At 72.3% G+C, this 16,079-nt stretch carries 12 protein-coding genes; 8 read left to right on the top strand and 4 right to left on the bottom strand.

Going from position 1 to position 16,079, the window contains the following annotated elements; translation table 11 throughout:
• Nucleotides 1-67: 67 nt before the first annotated feature.
• The 3 genes from KM427_RS04840 to KM427_RS04830 are packed head-to-tail and all read right to left on the bottom strand — an operon-like array spanning nucleotide 68 to nucleotide 4,555.
• Nucleotides 68-2,764 (bottom strand): FAD-binding and (Fe-S)-binding domain-containing protein, encoded by a 2,697-nt coding sequence (locus KM427_RS04840; protein WP_215526454.1) that lies wholly within the window; start codon nucleotides 2,762-2,764, stop codon nucleotides 68-70.
• Nucleotides 2,761-3,255, bottom strand: coding sequence for a DUF1648 domain-containing protein (locus tag KM427_RS04835; RefSeq protein ID WP_183592868.1), 495 nt, complete (start codon nucleotides 3,253-3,255; stop codon nucleotides 2,761-2,763). The genes KM427_RS04840 and KM427_RS04835 overlap by 4 nt, the downstream gene beginning before the upstream one ends.
• A gap of 43 nt (nucleotides 3,256-3,298) precedes the next feature.
• The gene (locus tag KM427_RS04830; protein WP_215526453.1) at nucleotides 3,299-4,555 is read right to left on the bottom strand and encodes a hydroxyacid-oxoacid transhydrogenase; all 1,257 of its coding nucleotides are present in this window, start codon (nucleotides 4,553-4,555) and stop codon (nucleotides 3,299-3,301) included.
• An 805-nt stretch (nucleotides 4,556-5,360) separates the two neighbouring features.
• Here KM427_RS04830 and KM427_RS04825 point away from each other — a divergent pair.
• The 8 genes from KM427_RS04825 to KM427_RS04790 all read left to right on the top strand — a co-directional run bounded on the left by KM427_RS04825 (nucleotide 5,361) and on the right by KM427_RS04790 (nucleotide 15,217).
• Nucleotides 5,361-6,524, top strand: a complete 1,164-nt coding sequence (locus KM427_RS04825) for a glycoside hydrolase family 5 protein (RefSeq protein ID WP_215526452.1) — start codon at nucleotides 5,361-5,363, stop codon at nucleotides 6,522-6,524.
• A gap of 125 nt (nucleotides 6,525-6,649) precedes the next feature.
• Entirely contained in the window at nucleotides 6,650-6,895 is a 246-nt protein-coding gene (locus tag KM427_RS04820) for a hypothetical protein (protein ID WP_215526451.1), read from the top strand.
• Nucleotides 6,892-9,021 (top strand): glycosyltransferase, encoded by a 2,130-nt coding sequence (locus tag KM427_RS04815; protein WP_215526450.1) that lies wholly within the window; start codon nucleotides 6,892-6,894, stop codon nucleotides 9,019-9,021. Before KM427_RS04820 ends, KM427_RS04815 begins: the two co-directional genes overlap by 4 nt.
• A complete protein-coding gene (locus KM427_RS04810; protein WP_215526449.1) occupies nucleotides 9,018-10,766 on the top strand; it encodes a hypothetical protein in 1,749 nt (582 codons plus the stop codon). The genes KM427_RS04815 and KM427_RS04810 overlap by 4 nt, the downstream gene beginning before the upstream one ends.
• Nucleotides 10,763-11,536 carry a dihydrolipoyllysine-residue succinyltransferase component of 2-oxoglutarate dehydrogenase complex gene (locus KM427_RS04805; protein ID WP_215526448.1) on the top strand — a complete coding sequence of 258 codons (774 nt, stop codon included), beginning with the start codon at nucleotides 10,763-10,765 and terminating at the stop codon, nucleotides 11,534-11,536. The genes KM427_RS04810 and KM427_RS04805 overlap by 4 nt, the downstream gene beginning before the upstream one ends.
• On the top strand, nucleotides 11,533-12,702 hold the full coding sequence (locus KM427_RS04800) for a hypothetical protein (RefSeq protein ID WP_215526447.1): 1,170 nt from the start codon (nucleotides 11,533-11,535) through the stop codon (nucleotides 12,700-12,702). Before KM427_RS04805 ends, KM427_RS04800 begins: the two co-directional genes overlap by 4 nt.
• Complete coding sequence (locus KM427_RS04795; RefSeq protein WP_183592860.1) at nucleotides 12,699-14,198, top strand: PstS family phosphate ABC transporter substrate-binding protein; 1,500 nt, start codon at nucleotides 12,699-12,701, stop codon at nucleotides 14,196-14,198. The genes KM427_RS04800 and KM427_RS04795 overlap by 4 nt, the downstream gene beginning before the upstream one ends.
• The gene (locus KM427_RS04790) at nucleotides 14,195-15,217 is read left to right on the top strand and encodes a hypothetical protein (protein WP_215526446.1); all 1,023 of its coding nucleotides are present in this window, start codon (nucleotides 14,195-14,197) and stop codon (nucleotides 15,215-15,217) included. The genes KM427_RS04795 and KM427_RS04790 overlap by 4 nt, the downstream gene beginning before the upstream one ends.
• Here KM427_RS04790 and KM427_RS04785 read toward each other — a convergent pair.
• The gene (locus tag KM427_RS04785; RefSeq protein ID WP_183592858.1) at nucleotides 15,180-16,079 is read right to left on the bottom strand and encodes an NUDIX domain-containing protein; all 900 of its coding nucleotides are present in this window, start codon (nucleotides 16,077-16,079) and stop codon (nucleotides 15,180-15,182) included. The genes KM427_RS04790 and KM427_RS04785 overlap by 38 nt on opposite strands.

Below are 16,079 nucleotides of genomic sequence, written 5' to 3'. Positions count from 1 at the left end.
GCGATCACGACGATCAACAGCAGCGCCACCAGCGCGATCGGGATGACGAGGCGACGCTGGCGGGGATTCACGCCTCGAGTCTAGAAGCGAAGAGCTCGGCGAGGTGCATCGCGGGGACGTCCGCGAGGTCGTCGAGCTGGACCCGGCAGGACATCCCGTCGGCGAGGACGACGGCGTCCCGGTCGGCGCGTACCGCGGGCAGCAGATGGGTCTCGGCGACGGCGACCGACACCTCGTAGTGGCCCTTCTCCATGCCGAAGTTGCCGGCGAGCCCGCAGCAGCCGGCCACCTGGGTGACGGCCGCGCCGGCGCGCTCCAGGAGCCGCTTGTCGGCCGCCCAGCCGATGATCGAGGCGTGGTGGCAGTGCGGCTGCGCGACGACCCGGACCCCGGAGAGGTCGGGCAGCGGCAGGTCGAGCCGCTCGACGAGCTCGGCGAAGCTGAGCACGTCGAGGTGCGAGCCGGTCAGCTCGGGCAGGTCACTGCGCAGGGTGGCCAGGCACGACGGCTCCAGGCCGACGACCGGCACGCCCGACTCGACGTACGGCGTGAGGGTGCGGACCGTGCGCTCCATGATCGAGCGGGCCTTGTCGAGCTGTCCGGTCGTCACCCAGGTCAGCGCGCAGCAGGCGTCGTCGGTGATCACCCGGGCGGTGACCCCCACCGACTCCAACCAGCGGATCGCCGCATGGCCGTTGCCCGGGAAGAAGTGGTCGCTGAAGGAGTCGGCCCAGATCCAGACATCGGGCACGACCTCGGGCACGCCGACGGACCTGCGCAGGGTCTTCGGCGCGAAGGTCGGGATCGAGCGGCGCTGGTCGATGCCCGCGGTCGCCTTGGCCAGGCGGGCGACGGGTCGCAGGCGCATCATCCGGTTGGCGATCGGCGCCATCGGGGCGGCCAGCGCGGCCCACCGCGGCAGCCCGCCGAGGAGGAAGTGGCTGCGCGGGCGCCGCTCGCCCAGCACGTCGTGCTTCTGGTGCAGCGCCTCGGCCTTGTACGTCGCCATGTCGACGCCGGTCGGGCAGTCCGAGGCGCAGCCCTTGCAGGCGAGGCAGAGGTCGAGCGCCTCGTGCACGGCCGGGTCGGCGAAGCCGCGCACCAGCGTGCCGTCGACCGCCTCCTGGAGCACCCGCGAGCGGCCCCGGGTGGAGTCCTTCTCGTCCCGGGTGGCGAGGTACGACGGGCACATCACGCCCGCGGTCTTCGGGGCCACGCACTTGCCGACGCCGGTGCAGCGGTGCACCTGGTCGGCGAGGGCCAGCGCGGCGCGCGGGCGGGTCGGCCGCAGATCGGCGTCGAGCGGCGCGGGGTCGACGATGTTGCCGGGGTTGAGCAGGTTCTGCGGGTCGCAGATCGCCTTGACCGCGGCGAACAGCCGCAGCGACTCCGCGTCGTACATCAGCGGCAGCAGCTCCGAGCGCGCCCGCCCGTCGCCGTGCTCGCCCGACAGCGAGCCGCCGTGCTTGCGCAGCTCGAGCGCGCAGGCGGTGAGGAAGTCGCGGAAGACCTTCGCGCCGTCCTCGCGGCGGAAGGGGAAGTCGATCCGCACGTGCACGCAGCCGTCGCCGAAGTGGCCGTAGGGCACGCCGTCGAGGTCGTGGTCGCGCAGCAGCCGGTCGAAGTCGCGCAGCCAGGCTCCCAGCCTCTCCGGCGGCACGGCGGCGTCCTCCCAGCCCGAGTACGCCGGGGTCGGCAGGCTCAGTGCGGCCAGCCCGGCGCCGTCCTCGCGGATCCGCCACAGCGCCGCGGCCTGCGGTGCGTCCTCCACCACCCGGTGACCCAGCGCTCCCGCGGCGGCGATGACCGGGGCCACCAGATCGGGGTCGACGACCTCGACGAAGAGCCAGCCCGCGCCCGCCGGCAGGTCGGGCACGCCGCCCCCGCGGGCGCGCACGAGGTCGACGATCCGGGCGTCGAGGCCCTCGCAGGCGATCATCCGGCCGTCGGTCGCCGCGATCAGGGCGGGTACGGCGTCGGCGGCCTCGATCATCGACGGGTAGCCGAGCACCACCAGGCGCCGGTCGACCCGGTCGTCGACCAGCCGCACGGTCGCCTGGGTGACCACGCCGAGGGTGCCCTCGGAGCCGACGAGGAAGCGCTCCAGGGACCGGCCGTTCTCGGGCAGCAGGTGCTCGAGCGAGTAGCCGCTGACCTGCCGGGAGAACCGGCCGAACGACGTCCGCACGTGGGCCAGGTGCTGGTCGACCAGGCCCGTGAGCTCGGCCCGGACGTCGCCCGCCCCCGGCGCCCAGGCGACGTCGAGGTCGACGACGTTGTCGACGGTACGGCCGTAGCCCAGCGCCCGCGAACCGCAGGCGTTGTTGCCGATCATCCCGCCGATCGTGCAGCGGGTGTGGGTCGACGGGTCGGGGCCGAACCGCAGCCCGTACGGCGCGGCCGCGCGCTGCAGGTCGGCGTGCACGACGCCGGGCTGCACCACCGCGGTGCGCGCCTCGGCGTCGATCGAGACCACCCGGTTGAGGTGCTTGAGGGTGTCGACGACGATGCCCGCGCCGACCGCGTTGCCGGCGATCGACGTACCCGCACCCCGCATCGTGACCGGCACGCCCGTCGCCTGGGCGACATCGAGGATCGCGTGCAGCTCGTCGGGGTGCCGCGGCCGGACCACGACCTGCGGCACGACGCGGTAGAGCGAGGCGTCGGAGGAGTACAGCGCGCGGGCGAGCGTCGAGTCGTCGACGTCGGAGACCCCCCGGCGGTGGAGCTCGGCGACGACGCCGGTGGCGACCTCGGCGGTCATGCGTCACCGTCCGGGCGGTAGCGCAGCGGCATCACGATCGCGAGCAGCAACGCCGCCGCCAGCGCGCCGACCGCCAGCCACGGTCCGGCCGACAGCCGGGGCGACTCCGAGTGGGCGGCACCGATCGTCAGCGCCAGCACGATGCAGAGCAGGGTCATCGTCCCGACGGCGATGGCCCAGAAGTCGTGACTCAGCCGTCGCCGAGCGCGCTCCTCGCGCTCGGGGGTCGCGGTCCACCAGTCCTTGTGCGGCAGGTTGACCCACGCCGATCGCAGCGGCAGCCGTCGGGCCAGCACCGCGATGCCACCCAGCACCAGCGCCACGCCCCCGCCGAGGAGGCCGAAGACCAGCAGCGCCTCGGTGCGGGAGCCCCACCGGTCGGCGTCGCCGCCGGGCCCGAAGTGCAGCGGCACCCGGTCCGGCATCGTCACGGCGGCCACGACCACCAGGACGGCGTACGCCGCGGAGGACAGGAGGAACGCGAGGCGCACCGGCACAGTCTCCCATCCGAGCGGATCCGGGCGCGCCGGACCCTCACCAGTGGGACATCGACCGGCGGATGATCCCCGCGAGGTCCTCGTCCGTGGGCGTCTTCGGCGCCGTCGCGAGCAGCCGCTGCTGCTTGAGGGCGCCCTCGACCAGGTCGGGGACGTCGCCCTCGTCGTACCCGACCTCGGCCAGGCCGTTCGGGATGCCGACGTCGCGCATCAGCGCGACGAGGGCGGCCGGCAGCGCGTCCGGCCCGGCCTCCGCGCGGGCGCCCAGCAGGCCGGCCGCGTGCAGGTGCCGCTCGGGCGCGGCGTCGAAGGTGAACCGGAACGCCGCCGGTGCCGTCAGCGCCACCGCCATCCCGTGCGGCACCAGCGGCTCGTCGGGGTAGCCGTCGGGCGAGTAGTCGCGGACCCGGCCGGCGATCGGGTAGGCGTTCGCGTGCGGGATGTGCACCCCGGCGTTGCCGAAGCCGAGCCCGGCGAACGTCGCCGCGAGCGCCATCTGCTCCCGCGCCGCCTCGTCCCCACCGTCGCGCACGGCGTCGCGGAACGAACCGGCGAGCAGCACCATCGCCCGTTCCGACCACAGGTCGGCGATCGGGTTCGCGCCGCAGTAGGGCACCCGCTCCTCGGGCCGCTTGGCGTCGAAGTCGGCGTACCAGCGCGCGGTGTAGCTCTCCAGCGCGTGGCAGAGCACGTCCATACCAGCCGCCGCGGTCACCATCGCCGGCTGGGTCAGCGTGAGCCGGGGGTCGACCACCGCCAGCGTGGGGCGCAGCGCGGGGTGGCTGATGCCGGTCTTCACGTGCAGCGAGAGCACGTCGAGCACGCAGATCGTGGTGCTCTCCGAGCCGGTGCCGGTCGTGGTCGGCACCGCCACGAGCGGGAGCAACGGCTGCGACGGCGCCTGCGCGCGGCCGACCGGTGCGTTGACGTAGTCCATCAGTTCGCCCGGGTTGGTGGTGAGCAGGTTGACCGCCTTCGCGGTATCGATCGCCGACCCGCCGCCGACCGCGACGATCGCGTCGAAGGGCCCGGCCTCGCGGGCGAACTCAATCGCCGCCGCGAACGACTCGTCGCTCGGCTCGACGTGCACCCCGTCGTACATCGTGACCGTGACGCCGTACGCCGCGATCCGCTCGGCGATCCGCCCCGGATGGCCGGTCGCCACCACGCCGGCGTCGGTGACCAGCAGCGCCCGGTGCGCCCCGCGCTGGGCGAGGTCGTGGCCGATCTCGTCGGACGCTCCGGGGCCGAACTTGAGCGCGGGCGCGGCATAGGTGAACACGGTCTCGCTCATCCACTCACCGTAGTGGCAGCGCAACCCGACGATGCCGGGTCGGTCGGGTCAGGCGGCGTAGTCGACGGCGATGCGGAGGTCGGTGTAGTAGAGCTCGCCTCCCATGAGGGGCACGACGCGGCACTGGCGCCCCCGGGAGGACGCCGACACTCCCCAACCCGGGACCAGGTGGTTTCGAGACAGGCGCCAGCGCGCCTTCCTCAACCACCGTGCCCCCGACGCGACCAGTCCCGACGAGGTGGTTGAGGAGGTTGCGCTAGCAACCGTCTCGAAACCACCACGAACGCATCCCCGGTCCCGACCACAGATCGGCGTCCTCCCGATACGGCACCCGCACTCGTGCCGCCGGTTCAGGGCGCCTGACGATCGCTCGCGCGGTACAGGTGGTTTCGAGACAGGCGCTAGCGCGCCTTCCTCAACCACCGTGGGCGCGTCTTCCTCAACCACCGTGCCCCCGACGACGGTGGTTGAGGAGGTTGCGCTAGCAACCGTCTCGAAACCACCCCTCACGTCGAACCGACCACAGGTCGGCGTCCTCCCGATAGGCGCCGAACGGGTCCGCGGGAGCACGCCGATACTCCCCCGACACCGGCGGGTGGTTTCGAGACAGGCGCCAGCGCGCCTTCCTCAACCACCGTGGGCGCGCCTTCCTCAACCACCGTGGGCGCGCCTTCCTCAACCACCGGGGGCGCGCCTTCCTCAACCACCGGGAACCCCCACCACCGGCGCGGCGGCGCCGTGGACCGATTGTTGACGGGCCGTTGCCGAGCAGGCCGTACGCTTCGGTCCGGACGAGGGGGGCTTGATGGGGCGGCGTGCGCGCTGGGTCGTGCCGGTGGTGGCGATCGTCGTGCTGCTGACCGGCGGGGCGATCTACGCCGAGCGGCGGGCGCCGGGCGCGGAGACGGCCCGGGTGGAGACGGGAGCCCCGCAGCCGGTCGTCGACGGCAACCGCCTGGTCGACGCGCGCAGCGGCGCGACGTTCGTGCCGCGCGGGGTCAACTGGAGCAGCTTCGAGTACGCCTGCGCCCAGGGCTGGGGGATGTCGTCGCTCGACGCCCTCGCCGGCCCGGACGTGTACGCCGACGAGGCGGCCGCGATCGCCGACTGGGGTGCGAACACGGTGCGGCTGCCGCTCAACCAGGACTGCTGGCTCGGCACCCGGGGCGCGCCGGTGAGCGATCAGTTCGAGGAGCGCACCCCGATCGGCTACCGCTCCGCCGTCCGCCACTTCGTCAGCGCGCTCAACCGGCACGGCATGGTCGTGGTGCTCGACCTGCACAGCCGCAAGCGGATGGGGCAGCCGGAGTTCGGCAACCTCGCGATGCCCGACTCGGAGTCGCTGGCGTTCTGGCGCTCGGTGGCCAGCCAGTATCGCGAGAATCCCTCGGTCATGTTCGACGCGTTCAACGAGCCCTACTCGCGCTACAACGCTGTCGACAAGCTGGTCTTCGACCTGACCTGGGAGTGCTGGCGCGACGGCGGCTGCGCGGCGCCGGTCGAGGACGACCAGACCGCCACCGCGGCCCGGATCACCTACCCCGTGCAGGGCATGGCCACCGTGGTCCGCGAGATCCGCGACGCGGGTGCCGACCAGCCCGTGCTGCTCGGCGGCCTCGACTACGCCAACGACCTTTCGCACTGGCTGGACTTCGCACCCGACGACGACCAGCTGGTCGCGTCGTTCCACAGCTACGACTTCAAGGACTGCGGCACGGAGCAGTGCTGGAACTCCGTCCTCGCCCCGCTGGCCGACCGGGTGCCCGTGCTCACCGGCGAGCTCGGCGCCACCGACCCCAGGGACGGCTACGTCACCCGCTACCTCGACTGGGCCGACCAGCACGGGATCGGCTCGCTCTTCTGGGTGTGGGCCGACCACCCGACCGACCCGATGTCGCTGGTGCGCAACGACGTCGGCGCACCCTCGGCGTACGGCGTGATCGCCCGGAGATATCTGCGCCACCCCTAGACCACCCGGGGTTGTTACCCCTTTGTGGATCGGATGTGGACCCGCCGATGAACGGCTGTGACTAGCCTGGCGAGCAGCCGGAGGTCCTCAGGGGGTGGGGACCCGGCCAGCAGGGGGGCAAGAGAATGAGCGGCATTGCAGCGCGCCCACAACGCATGTCTACGGGCGCTGCGGTCGTCAGAGTGATCGTCACGCTCGTGATGTTCCTCGTCGTCTTCATCACCTTCCTCATCGCACCGCTGGTGGCGCTGGGGATCGGATTCCTCGTCTACCTCGTCTGGCGCTCGCGTGGCACACGTCCCGCGCGACCCGCCGACCCGACGGGTTCGGGTCCGAAGTCGGCCAGCGGGTTCGGAGCAGGAGCGTCATGACCACGACCGCCACCCACACCCGGGCGCGGCTCGCCGACGGCGTGCCCACGGAGCTCGGCCGGCTGCTGCCCGAGGGCATCTGCCGCACCTTCCGGGTGCTGCCGTACGCCGTCGCCGACGGCACCGTGCTGATCGCGGTCGCCGAGGCGGACGACCCGATCACCCGCCAGGTCGTCGAGGAGCGGATCGACCGTCCGGTGCAGCTGGTGCGGCACACGGGCAACGAGATCAGCGCCGCCATCGACCTCGTCTACCCGCCCGCCGAGGGCACGGTGGAGACCGCGGACGAGCGTCGGGCCCGGGTGCAGATGGCCCGGATGCTGACCAGCAGCGGGCTGGTCACCAACGAGCAGCTCCAGGTCGCGATGGTCGAGTACTCGCGGACCGGCGACCCGATCGGCGACATCCTCGTCGCCCACGAGGCCATCACCGAGGACGTCCTGGTGGCCGCCCTCTCGGAGCTGCACCAGATGCAGCGCGTCGGCCTGTCCGACTTCACGCCCGACCTCGAGGTCGCCCGCCGGCTGCCGGAGCCGCTCGCGCAGCGCCTCCAGGCGATCCCGGTCGCGGCCACCGACGAGCTGGTGCTGCTCGCTGTCGCCCGGCCGCTCGACGCCGAGCAGGCGATGGACGTCGAGGAGGCGCTCGGCTCGCCGTTCCGTCAGCTGCTGGCCAACCGCACCGAGCTCGACCAGCTCATCCAGCACGTGCACAGCGCCCACTACGTCGAGGTCTCGACGGTCGCGCTGATGGAGTCGCGCCCGGAGGACTCGGCCAGCGTCGTGTTCACCGGCACCCAGAAGGCGCTCGGCATCTGCGTCGGCATCGCGGTGCTGCTGTGCGCCGTCGTGTGGCCGCTCGGCACCCTGATCGGCCTGGTCGCGGCGTGCTCGCTGCTCTACCTGCTGGTCTCGGTCTACAAGTTCCAGCTGACCTTCCGGGCGCTGGGCACCCACCTCGAGACCGACGTCACCGACGAGGACATCGCGGCGCTCGACGAGCGCACCCTGCCGATGTACACGATCCTGGTGCCGCTCTACAAGGAGGCCGGCATCGTGCGCCGCCTCGTGCGCGGCATCAACGAGCTCGACTACCCCCGCACCCGGCTCGACGTGAAGCTGCTGTGCGAGGAGGACGACGTCGACACGATCGAGACGATCCGGTCGCTCAACCTGCCGCCGCACTTCCACCTCGTGGTCGTGCCCGACGCGCTGCCGAAGACCAAGCCCAAGGCCTGCAACTACGGCCTGCAGCTGGCGACCGGCTCGTTCTGCGTGATCTTCGACGCCGAGGACCGCCCGGAGCCCAACCAGCTGAAGAAGGCCTACATCGCCTTCCAGCGGGTCGCCGGCAACGTGGCGTGCATCCAGGCGAAGCTCAACCACTTCAACCAGAACCAGAACCTGCTCACCGCGTGGTTCGCCAACGAGTACTCGATGCACTTCGAGCTGGTGCTCCCCGCGATGGGCGCCGCCGGCTCGCCGATCCCCCTCGGCGGCACGTCGAACCACTTCATCACCTCGGTGCTGCGCGAGCTCGGCGCCTGGGACCCCTTCAACGTGACCGAGGACGCCGACCTCGGCATCCGCCTGCACCGCGAGGGCTACCGCACCGCGATGATCGACTCCACCACCCTGGAGGAGGCGAACTCCCAGGTCCCGAACTGGATCCGCCAGCGCAGCCGCTGGATCAAGGGTTACTACCAGACCTGGCTCGTGCACATGCGCCGCCCGGGCACCCTGCTGCGCGAGACCGGCGTCCGCGGCTTCACGAGCTTCAACCTCACCATGGCCAACGCCTTCGTGCTGCTGCTCAACCCGATCTTCTGGACCCTGACGACGCTCTACGTGCTGACCCAGTGGGGCCTGATCCAACAGCTCTTCCCGGGCTTCGTCTTCTACGCCGCCAGCGCGATGCTGTTCGTCGGCAACTTCGTCTTCGTCTACCTCAACGTCGCCGGCAGCCTGCAGCGCGGCGAGTTCGGCATCACCCGGACCGCCCTGCTCTCCCCGCTCTACTGGGGCCTGATGAGCTGGGCGGCCTGGAAGGGCTTCATCCAGCTCTTCACGAACCCGTTCTACTGGGAGAAGACCGAGCACGGCCTCGACGCGGGTGATCACGCGTGAGCGCCACCGCCAACCCGCCCGCCAACCCGCCCGCCGGCCCGTCCGCCGCTGAGGTCGCCGAGCCGGTCGACCCCGCCGTCGACCACGTCCGCTCCGAGCGCGAGCGCCTGGCGGGCGTGGTCCAGTCCGTCCATCAGCGGCCGCGCGACATCAAGCGGCGTCCCTGGGAGAGCGCCGCGGTCTTCGTGGTCTCGGCCGGCGCCTACGCCTGGTTCGGCTACTGGCTCGTCGTGAAGATGCACGTCGTCGGCTTCGAGACCCTCGACCGGCTCAACCGGGCGCTGATGATCTGGCACAACGACCCGGCCAAGCTGTCGGCGATCGGCTTCGACTACCCGCCGCTCGCGACCCTGCTGATCTCGCCCCTGGCGATCTTCAGGTCGATCGGCTCCTCGCTCGCCGTCGTACCGCTGACGTCCGCGCTCTTCGCCGGCCTGACGATGGTCGCGCTGAACACGCTCGGACGCCGCGCCCAGATCGTCGGCCCGGTGCGCTACGCCATCCTCGTCGCGCTCGCCCTGAACCCGCTCGTCGCGCTGTACGCCGCCGGCGGCGCCCGCCAGCTGATCGCGATGTCGTTCGTGGTGGTGGCGATGGGCGCGCTCGTCGCCTGGTACGTCACGGCCGACGTCCGGTTCGTGATGCTCTCCGGCATCGCCTTCAGCGTCGCGGCGTTGTCGGGCTACAGCAGCCTGCTGTGGTTCGTGCTGAGCGCGATCATGATCGGCGGCATCCTCGCGAAGCTGGGCGCCGACGGCCAGGAGGTCGAGGGCACCACGGTCGGCTTCGCCGCGCCCACGCTCTACGTCATCGCGCTGTGGACCGTCTTCAACCTGGTGCTGCTGATGAAGCCGTTCTACTGGATCACCAGCGCGAGCGACGCCGGCGGCGGCGACCCCGGCGCGTTCACCGGCGTGGATCTGCTGCGCAGCACCGGTGAGCTCGTGCTGTACGGCGCGCCGATCGCGATCGTGGCGCTGCCCGCGCTGATCTTCGTCGGCGCCTCGAAGAACAACCCGCTGGCGCTCTGGCTCGGCCTGATGCTCGCCGCGGCGATCGTCTGCCCCGCGCTCTCGGTGCTCCTCGACCTCACCGACTCGCCGATGCAGATGCGCAACAGCCTGCCGATCCTGCTGTTCTCGGTCATCGGCGGACTCTGGCTCGCCCGGTCCTCCGAGTCCAACGGCCTGCTCGTCAGCGCCGTCCTCACGGTGCTGCTGGTGGCGAGCATCCCGTGGACCTTCCACGCGATGAAGAGCTACCGCTACCAGAACCTCGAGGCGCCGTTCGCCGCCGCGGTCTCGACCGGCGAGTCCCAGGAGGGCTCGACGACGCTGAGCGGTGCGAGCGTCGGCGTCGTCGACGAGCAGGCGATGGCCGACTACATCAAGGCCAACATCAGCGACCGGAACTCCATCCTGACCGACAACTCCCAGACGTACGCCGTGATGCTGCTGACCGGCCGCCCCGACCTCTTCTTCGACCGGGTCGACCACAGCGACGGCCCGTGGAAGACCGCGGCCCAGGCACCGGCGCAGTACGTCGACTACCTGCTGATGTCGACCGGCACGGGCAACGACCTGCTCAGCCAGTTCTACCCCGACGCTGCCGACGGCGCCGACCCGCGGCTGCCCGTGGTCTACAATACCGACCGCTACGTGCTCGTCGGGGTGCCGGCCGGGTTCGACCCCGACCAGCCCGTCGACGAGGTTCCGGGCACGACGGCCACCGGAGGTGCCGAGTGACCGGGCAGCAGGAGACACAGCAGCGGGCGGACGCGGGCGAGTCGAGGTTCGGCGCGATCCAACCGCCACCCTCGGTCGACGACCTGCTGCAGCTCGCGTCCGACTCCCGGGTCGGCCAGGTCGACTTCGCGACCCGGCTGGTGGAGCCCGCGCCGGAGCCGGCTCCCCAGCTCGCGCCCGTCCCGCAGCCGGCGATCCGACGGGAGGCCCGCAGGGCGACCCCGCCCGAGACCGCACCGGCCGCGGAGCGGCCGGCCGAGCCCAGCAAACCCGAGCCCGCCAAGCCCGAGCCCGCCAAGCCCAAGCCCGCCAAGCCCGAGCCCAGCAAGCCCGAGACCGTCAAGGCCGAGCTCCCCAAGCCGGCCCGGCCGGCGGAGCCGGCACCACCCGTGCCACCGGCGCGACCGGCGATCGACCGGGGCCAGCCGGGACTCACCGTGCAGGAGGTCGTCGACGCCGCGATCGAGCGGGTCCGCGAGGTGGAGCTGGCCACGCTGCGCCACCTCAGCGCGCTCGAGGCGGAGGCCGAGCGTCGGGCCGAGCTGCTCACGGCGCAGGCCGAGCTCGACGCGGAGCTGATCCGGATCACCGCGCGGCGCGAGGCCCACGCGATCATCAGCGCGGCCCGCGCCCCGAGGGGCGTCGGCAGCCCCCAGACCCGAGAGACGCGCGAGCTCAGCGAGATCAGCGATGCGGTCGCCCGCTTCGCCGAATCGGTGGAGGCGAGTGTCGCCCCGCTCCGCGCCGGCGCTACGGAGGACCGGCCATGACCACGCGGCGACGTACCCTCCGGGCCCTGCTGATGACCGGCACGCTGGCCGGTGCGCTGGTGCTGGCCGGTTGCTCCGGCGACGGCGGCGGCCCCCGCGACCGCTCCTCGGACCTCGAGGTGGTGGTCAACCCCGAGAGCGCCTCCGAGGGCGTGCCGGTGCCCGAGCGGCGCTTCTTCGAGACGGACTCGCCGTGGAACACCCGCATCGACAACGCGGACGTCGACGAGAACTCCCACCAGATGATCCGGCAGGCCCGAGAGCGCGTCGGCGTCGTCCAGCGCGTCGGTCGCACCACGTACTACCCCGACCGTCGGATCGTGAACGAGGGCCTCTACATCAACACCGATCGCTGGACGACCCCGGTCGTCGCCGGCGGTACGCCGACCCAGCTGGTCTGCCGGCAGCTGGTCTGCGGCGACGGTGAGCGGACCCAGCTGCTCAACATCCCCTCGGACGTCGACCCGGACCCGCGCTACGACGGCTGGTTCACGGTGTTCGACGTCAGCAAGCCGGTCGCCTACGACCTGTGGCGCGCTCGCCGCGAGGACGACGGCAGCATCTCGTACAACTACATGCGCAAGTGGGACCTCAACGGCCCCGGCTACCAGGCGCCGTACCAGCCCAGTGCGCGCGGCTCCGGGCTGCCGCTCTTCGCCGGCCTGATCCGGCCCAACGAGCTGCGCGCCGGACTGATCAACCATGCGCTGGCGATCAGCGTGCCCGGCCCCGCGCAGAGCGTGTTCGTGCAGCCGGCGTCGGCGACCGACGGCAACGGCCGGGTCACCTCGCTCCCCGAGGGCGCCCGGATCCGGCTCAAGAGCAACGTGACGATCCCACCGCCGGTGGACCCGGTCACGCAGCGACCGATCCGGCTCACCTCGCAGCAGAAGCGGATGTCCGACGCGATCGTCGCCGCGCTGCGCACGTACGGCGCGATCGTGGTCGACCGGGCCGCGGTGCCGACGCTCTACGCCCAGCGCGACGTCACGCGCCAGATGATCTCCGGGAACGAGCTGCTCGGGCTGCGGCTCGAGGACTTCGAGGTGATCCAGCTCGGCCGCAAGTACCGGTTCCCGCCCGAGAGCGGCCGTCGGCTGGGGGCCCTGATCACCGACTCCCCGTCGGCCCCCGCCTCCCCCACGACCGAGGAGGACGCACCGTGACGGGCCAGACCACGAGCCGAACCATGGGCCGGGCCCGTACGACGAGGCCGGGGCGGCGCGCCGCCGTGGCGACCGCGCTGGCGGGGGTGCTGGTGCTGTCGGCGTGCTCGCACGACGACGGCACCGACGCGACCGACCTGGTCGCGCAGGCCCAGTCGGACCAGTACGAGCAGGAGCAGGCCCGGCAGACGCGGATCAAGGAGGCCAACGCCGGCCTGCCCGATCGGCCGCGCGGCGAGATCGCCATCGACGGGACCAGCACGATCTCGCTCACCCCGGGTGAGGTCGACCGCTACCAGGCCACCGGCACCGACACCGTGGTCGACCTCGCCGACAACGGCGAGGAGGAGGCCTTCCAGCGGCTGTGCTCGGGCAAGGTCGACATCGTCAGCTCGCTGCGGCCGATCTCGCGCAGCGAGTGGGACGCCTGCCAGGCCGTCGGCCTCGACGTAGTGCAGTTCCAGGTGGCGTCGGACGCGATCGTGATCGCGATCAAGTCCGAGTCCGACGTGGGTGGCGACTGCCTCACGACCGACCAGGTCCAGGAGATCTGGCGGGCCGGCTCGCCGATCACCAACTGGAGCCAGGTCGGCCTCGACGACGTACCGCTGAAGGTCGGCGGCCCGCTGCTCGACTCCACGGACTTCCAGGTGTTCGGCAAGTCCGTGCTCGGCTCGCTGGCGCCGGCGCTGACCGACGTCCGGTCCGACTACTTCACCTACGACGACTTCGACGAGGCGCTGCGCTTCCTCAACGGTGGCCGGGACAAGATCCGGCACTCGTTCAGGTACCCGGAGCTGGCCCGGGCCCGCGGGCTGCGCAAGTCGGAGCTCGAGACCGAGCGCCAGGTGTTCCTCGACGCGCGGTCCGAGCTCGAGGTCGCCCTGGCTGAGCGAGCCAAGGGCATCCGCGACAAGCGGAGCGCCGCCGACCGGGCCGCCGACCAGGCCCGGGTGGACGCCGCGCGGGTCGCCGCCCAGGAGGCCCGCGCCGACCTGCTCGCCGCGCGGGCTCGCTTCCAGCGGGCCAACCAGCGCCTCGGCGGCGCGACCGAGGCCAAGCGGCTCGTCGACGGCACGCTCGGACACGTGATCTACGCCCGGTTCAGCGACTACGAGGTCTTCGAGGACCAGCTGCGGCCGTTCGAGATCACCCGCCCCGACGGGCGCCGCAACTGCGTCTTCCCGAGCCAGCAGACGATCACCGACGGGGAGTACCCCTTCGCGTCGCAGATGCTGATCACGACCACGACCCGGTCGCTGGCCCGCTCGGAGGTCAAGGAGTTCATCCGCCACTACCTCAACGAGTCGCAGGCCGCGGCCGCGGACGCCCGCCTGGTGCCACTGCCCGACGAGACCCTGCGGGCCGAGCTGGCCTGGCTCGACGGCACCCGCGAACCGGTACTCGTGGTGCCCGCGGAGGGTGGCGAGACGACGACGACCGACCCGAAGGCCTCCGAGGGCGCGTCGCAGGGCCCGGCCGAACCCGCCCGATGACCCGACGTACGCACCGCCTCCTCGCGCTCGGGACCGCGGCCGCCCTGGCCGTGGCCGGCCTCGCGGTGCCCTCGTCGTCCGCGGCGCCGGCCCGCACGTCGGTCGACCGGAAGACGCGGGTCGTCGTGAAGTGGAAGGGCGAGAAGCGCAAGCGGGTCTACCAGCGGACCGCGAACGTGCCCGGCATCGGCCGGGTCGACCTGGTCTGCCGGCCGAAGAGCACCATGGTCCGGGTCCGGCCCAACAACCGGCGCGCCGAGACCCAGATGTGGCTCGCGAAGTTCGAGCAGAAGCGTGGCCGCGACGTCGTCGCGGTCAAGAACGCACGGGTCTTCACCTATGCGACCGCGGCCGACGACGGTCGCGGCGGCACCGGCCCGCGCGCCCACGAGGGACTCAACCAGCGCACGCCGATCGAGGACTTCTCCTCGGGCACGGCGTACGGCGTGATCAGCCAGCGCCCCGGGCGCGACCAGCCCGGCGGGGGCGCGCTGACGACCCCGGTGACGTCCTTCCAGCTGAGCTGGTGGTGGGAGCGGTTCCGCTACCCGGGCAACCAGTACTGCCGGATGGCGCTGTCGCTGCGTACCCAGACCGACGGCCAGTTCGGGCTGACCTGGCACGGCACCGACGAGGCCGCGACCCGGCGGACCAGCACCACCGTGATCCCGGGGCTGGGCGAGGCCATCGTGACCTGCGAGCCCGGCAGCGTGGCCTACGACCAGACCGTGGCCTTCCGACCGATCGGCACGCACCCGGAGGCGTCCTACCTCGACTTCGAGTACCTCCAGGGCGAGGGCGACGTCGGCGACCACGTCGAACGCTACGAGGACCTCGGCTACGACCCCGTGACGGGGCTGCTCGGCCCGGTCGACCTGCCGCGCAACGGGATGATGCGGCTGTGGGTGTCGGTCGACGGCGTGAAGCGGGGCTACGTGCTGTCGTCGTACTACGTCGTGAACAACGACAAGGATCCGCGGCTCAATCTGTGCGAGGTCGCCGCAGCGCCGCTCCCCTGAGCGCCTCGCGCACGAGGTCGCGCACCGGCAGCGCACCCGACTCGACGTCGGCGAGCGGCACCCACGCGGCGACCTCCGTGGTGCCGTCGACCTCCGCGACCGCCGGCTCGGCGTCGTCGGCGACGGACACCTCGAAGGCCAGCGCGACGGCATGGAAGTCCTCGTAGCGTCCCGACGGTGCGGTGCCGCTGAAGTGCTCGTCGTGCACCGCGACCAGCTCGCCCACCGCGCCGTCGACGCCGCACTCCTCACGGAGCTCGCGGAGGACCGCCCCGCGCGGCGACTCCCCGTGCTCGAGGCCGCCGCCGGGCAGCGTCCACGCGCCGCTGTGGAAGCCGCGTGCCGAGATCCGCACGAGCAGCACCCGGTCGGCGTTGACGACCAGCGCGTAGGCGCCGAGCCGCTGGTGGCGGAACGGCCGGTGGTCGGCGAGCGCCTCGAGCACCATCGGCACCGCCGGCACGGTGCCGTCGAGCACGGCCTCGACCGGGTGCCAGGCCGCCGCCATCGTCGACCCGCCGACCTCGACGACGTGGGGCGGCGGCGCGTCGACCGGCACCCAGCCCTCGTAGACGATGCGCAGCGCGTGGGCGTCGACCCGACGGCCGTCGCGCCAGACACCGGGCAGGTGGGCGGAGTAGACCCGGGCGGTCTCACCGATCGCCGCGTCGAGCCCGGTCTCCTCCCGGACCTCGCGCACCACCGCGTCGCGCGGATCCTCGCCGTGGTCGAGCCCGCCGCCGGGCAGCGTCCAGAGCTCCTCGGGGGTGACGCTCTCCGAGAGCCGGCTGAGCAGGATGTTCCCGTCGCGCAGGATCACGGCGTACGCCGCGACCCGCTGTCGCTTCGGGAGGCCGCCCAT

This window comes from Nocardioides sp. LMS-CY, assembly GCF_018732145.1.
GTDB classification, from domain to species: domain Bacteria; phylum Actinomycetota; class Actinomycetes; order Propionibacteriales; family Nocardioidaceae; genus Nocardioides; species Nocardioides soli.
The sequence above is the reverse complement of the archived record's forward strand: the minus strand, read 5'-3'. Positions and strand labels throughout refer to the sequence as shown.

Bases quoted from the DNA above. Each gene is read 5' to 3' on its own strand.
- KM427_RS04840 (WP_215526454.1), bottom strand. From the start codon at position 2,764: ATGACCGCCGAGGTCGCCACCGGCGTCGTCGCCGAGCTCCACCGCCGG.
- KM427_RS04830 (WP_215526453.1), bottom strand. From the start codon at position 4,555: ATGAGCGAGACCGTGTTCACCTATGCCGCGCCCGCGCTCAAGTTCGGC.
- KM427_RS04825 (WP_215526452.1), top strand. From the start codon at position 5,361: ATGGGGCGGCGTGCGCGCTGGGTCGTGCCGGTGGTGGCGATCGTCGTG.
- KM427_RS04820 (WP_215526451.1), top strand. From the start codon at position 6,650: ATGAGCGGCATTGCAGCGCGCCCACAACGCATGTCTACGGGCGCTGCG.
- KM427_RS04815 (WP_215526450.1), top strand. From the start codon at position 6,892: ATGACCACGACCGCCACCCACACCCGGGCGCGGCTCGCCGACGGCGTG.
- KM427_RS04800 (WP_215526447.1), top strand. From the start codon at position 11,533: ATGACCACGCGGCGACGTACCCTCCGGGCCCTGCTGATGACCGGCACG.
- KM427_RS04790 (WP_215526446.1), top strand. From the start codon at position 14,195: ATGACCCGACGTACGCACCGCCTCCTCGCGCTCGGGACCGCGGCCGCC.
- KM427_RS04785 (WP_183592858.1), bottom strand. From the start codon at position 16,079: ATGGGCGGCCTCCCGAAGCGACAGCGGGTCGCGGCGTACGCCGTGATC.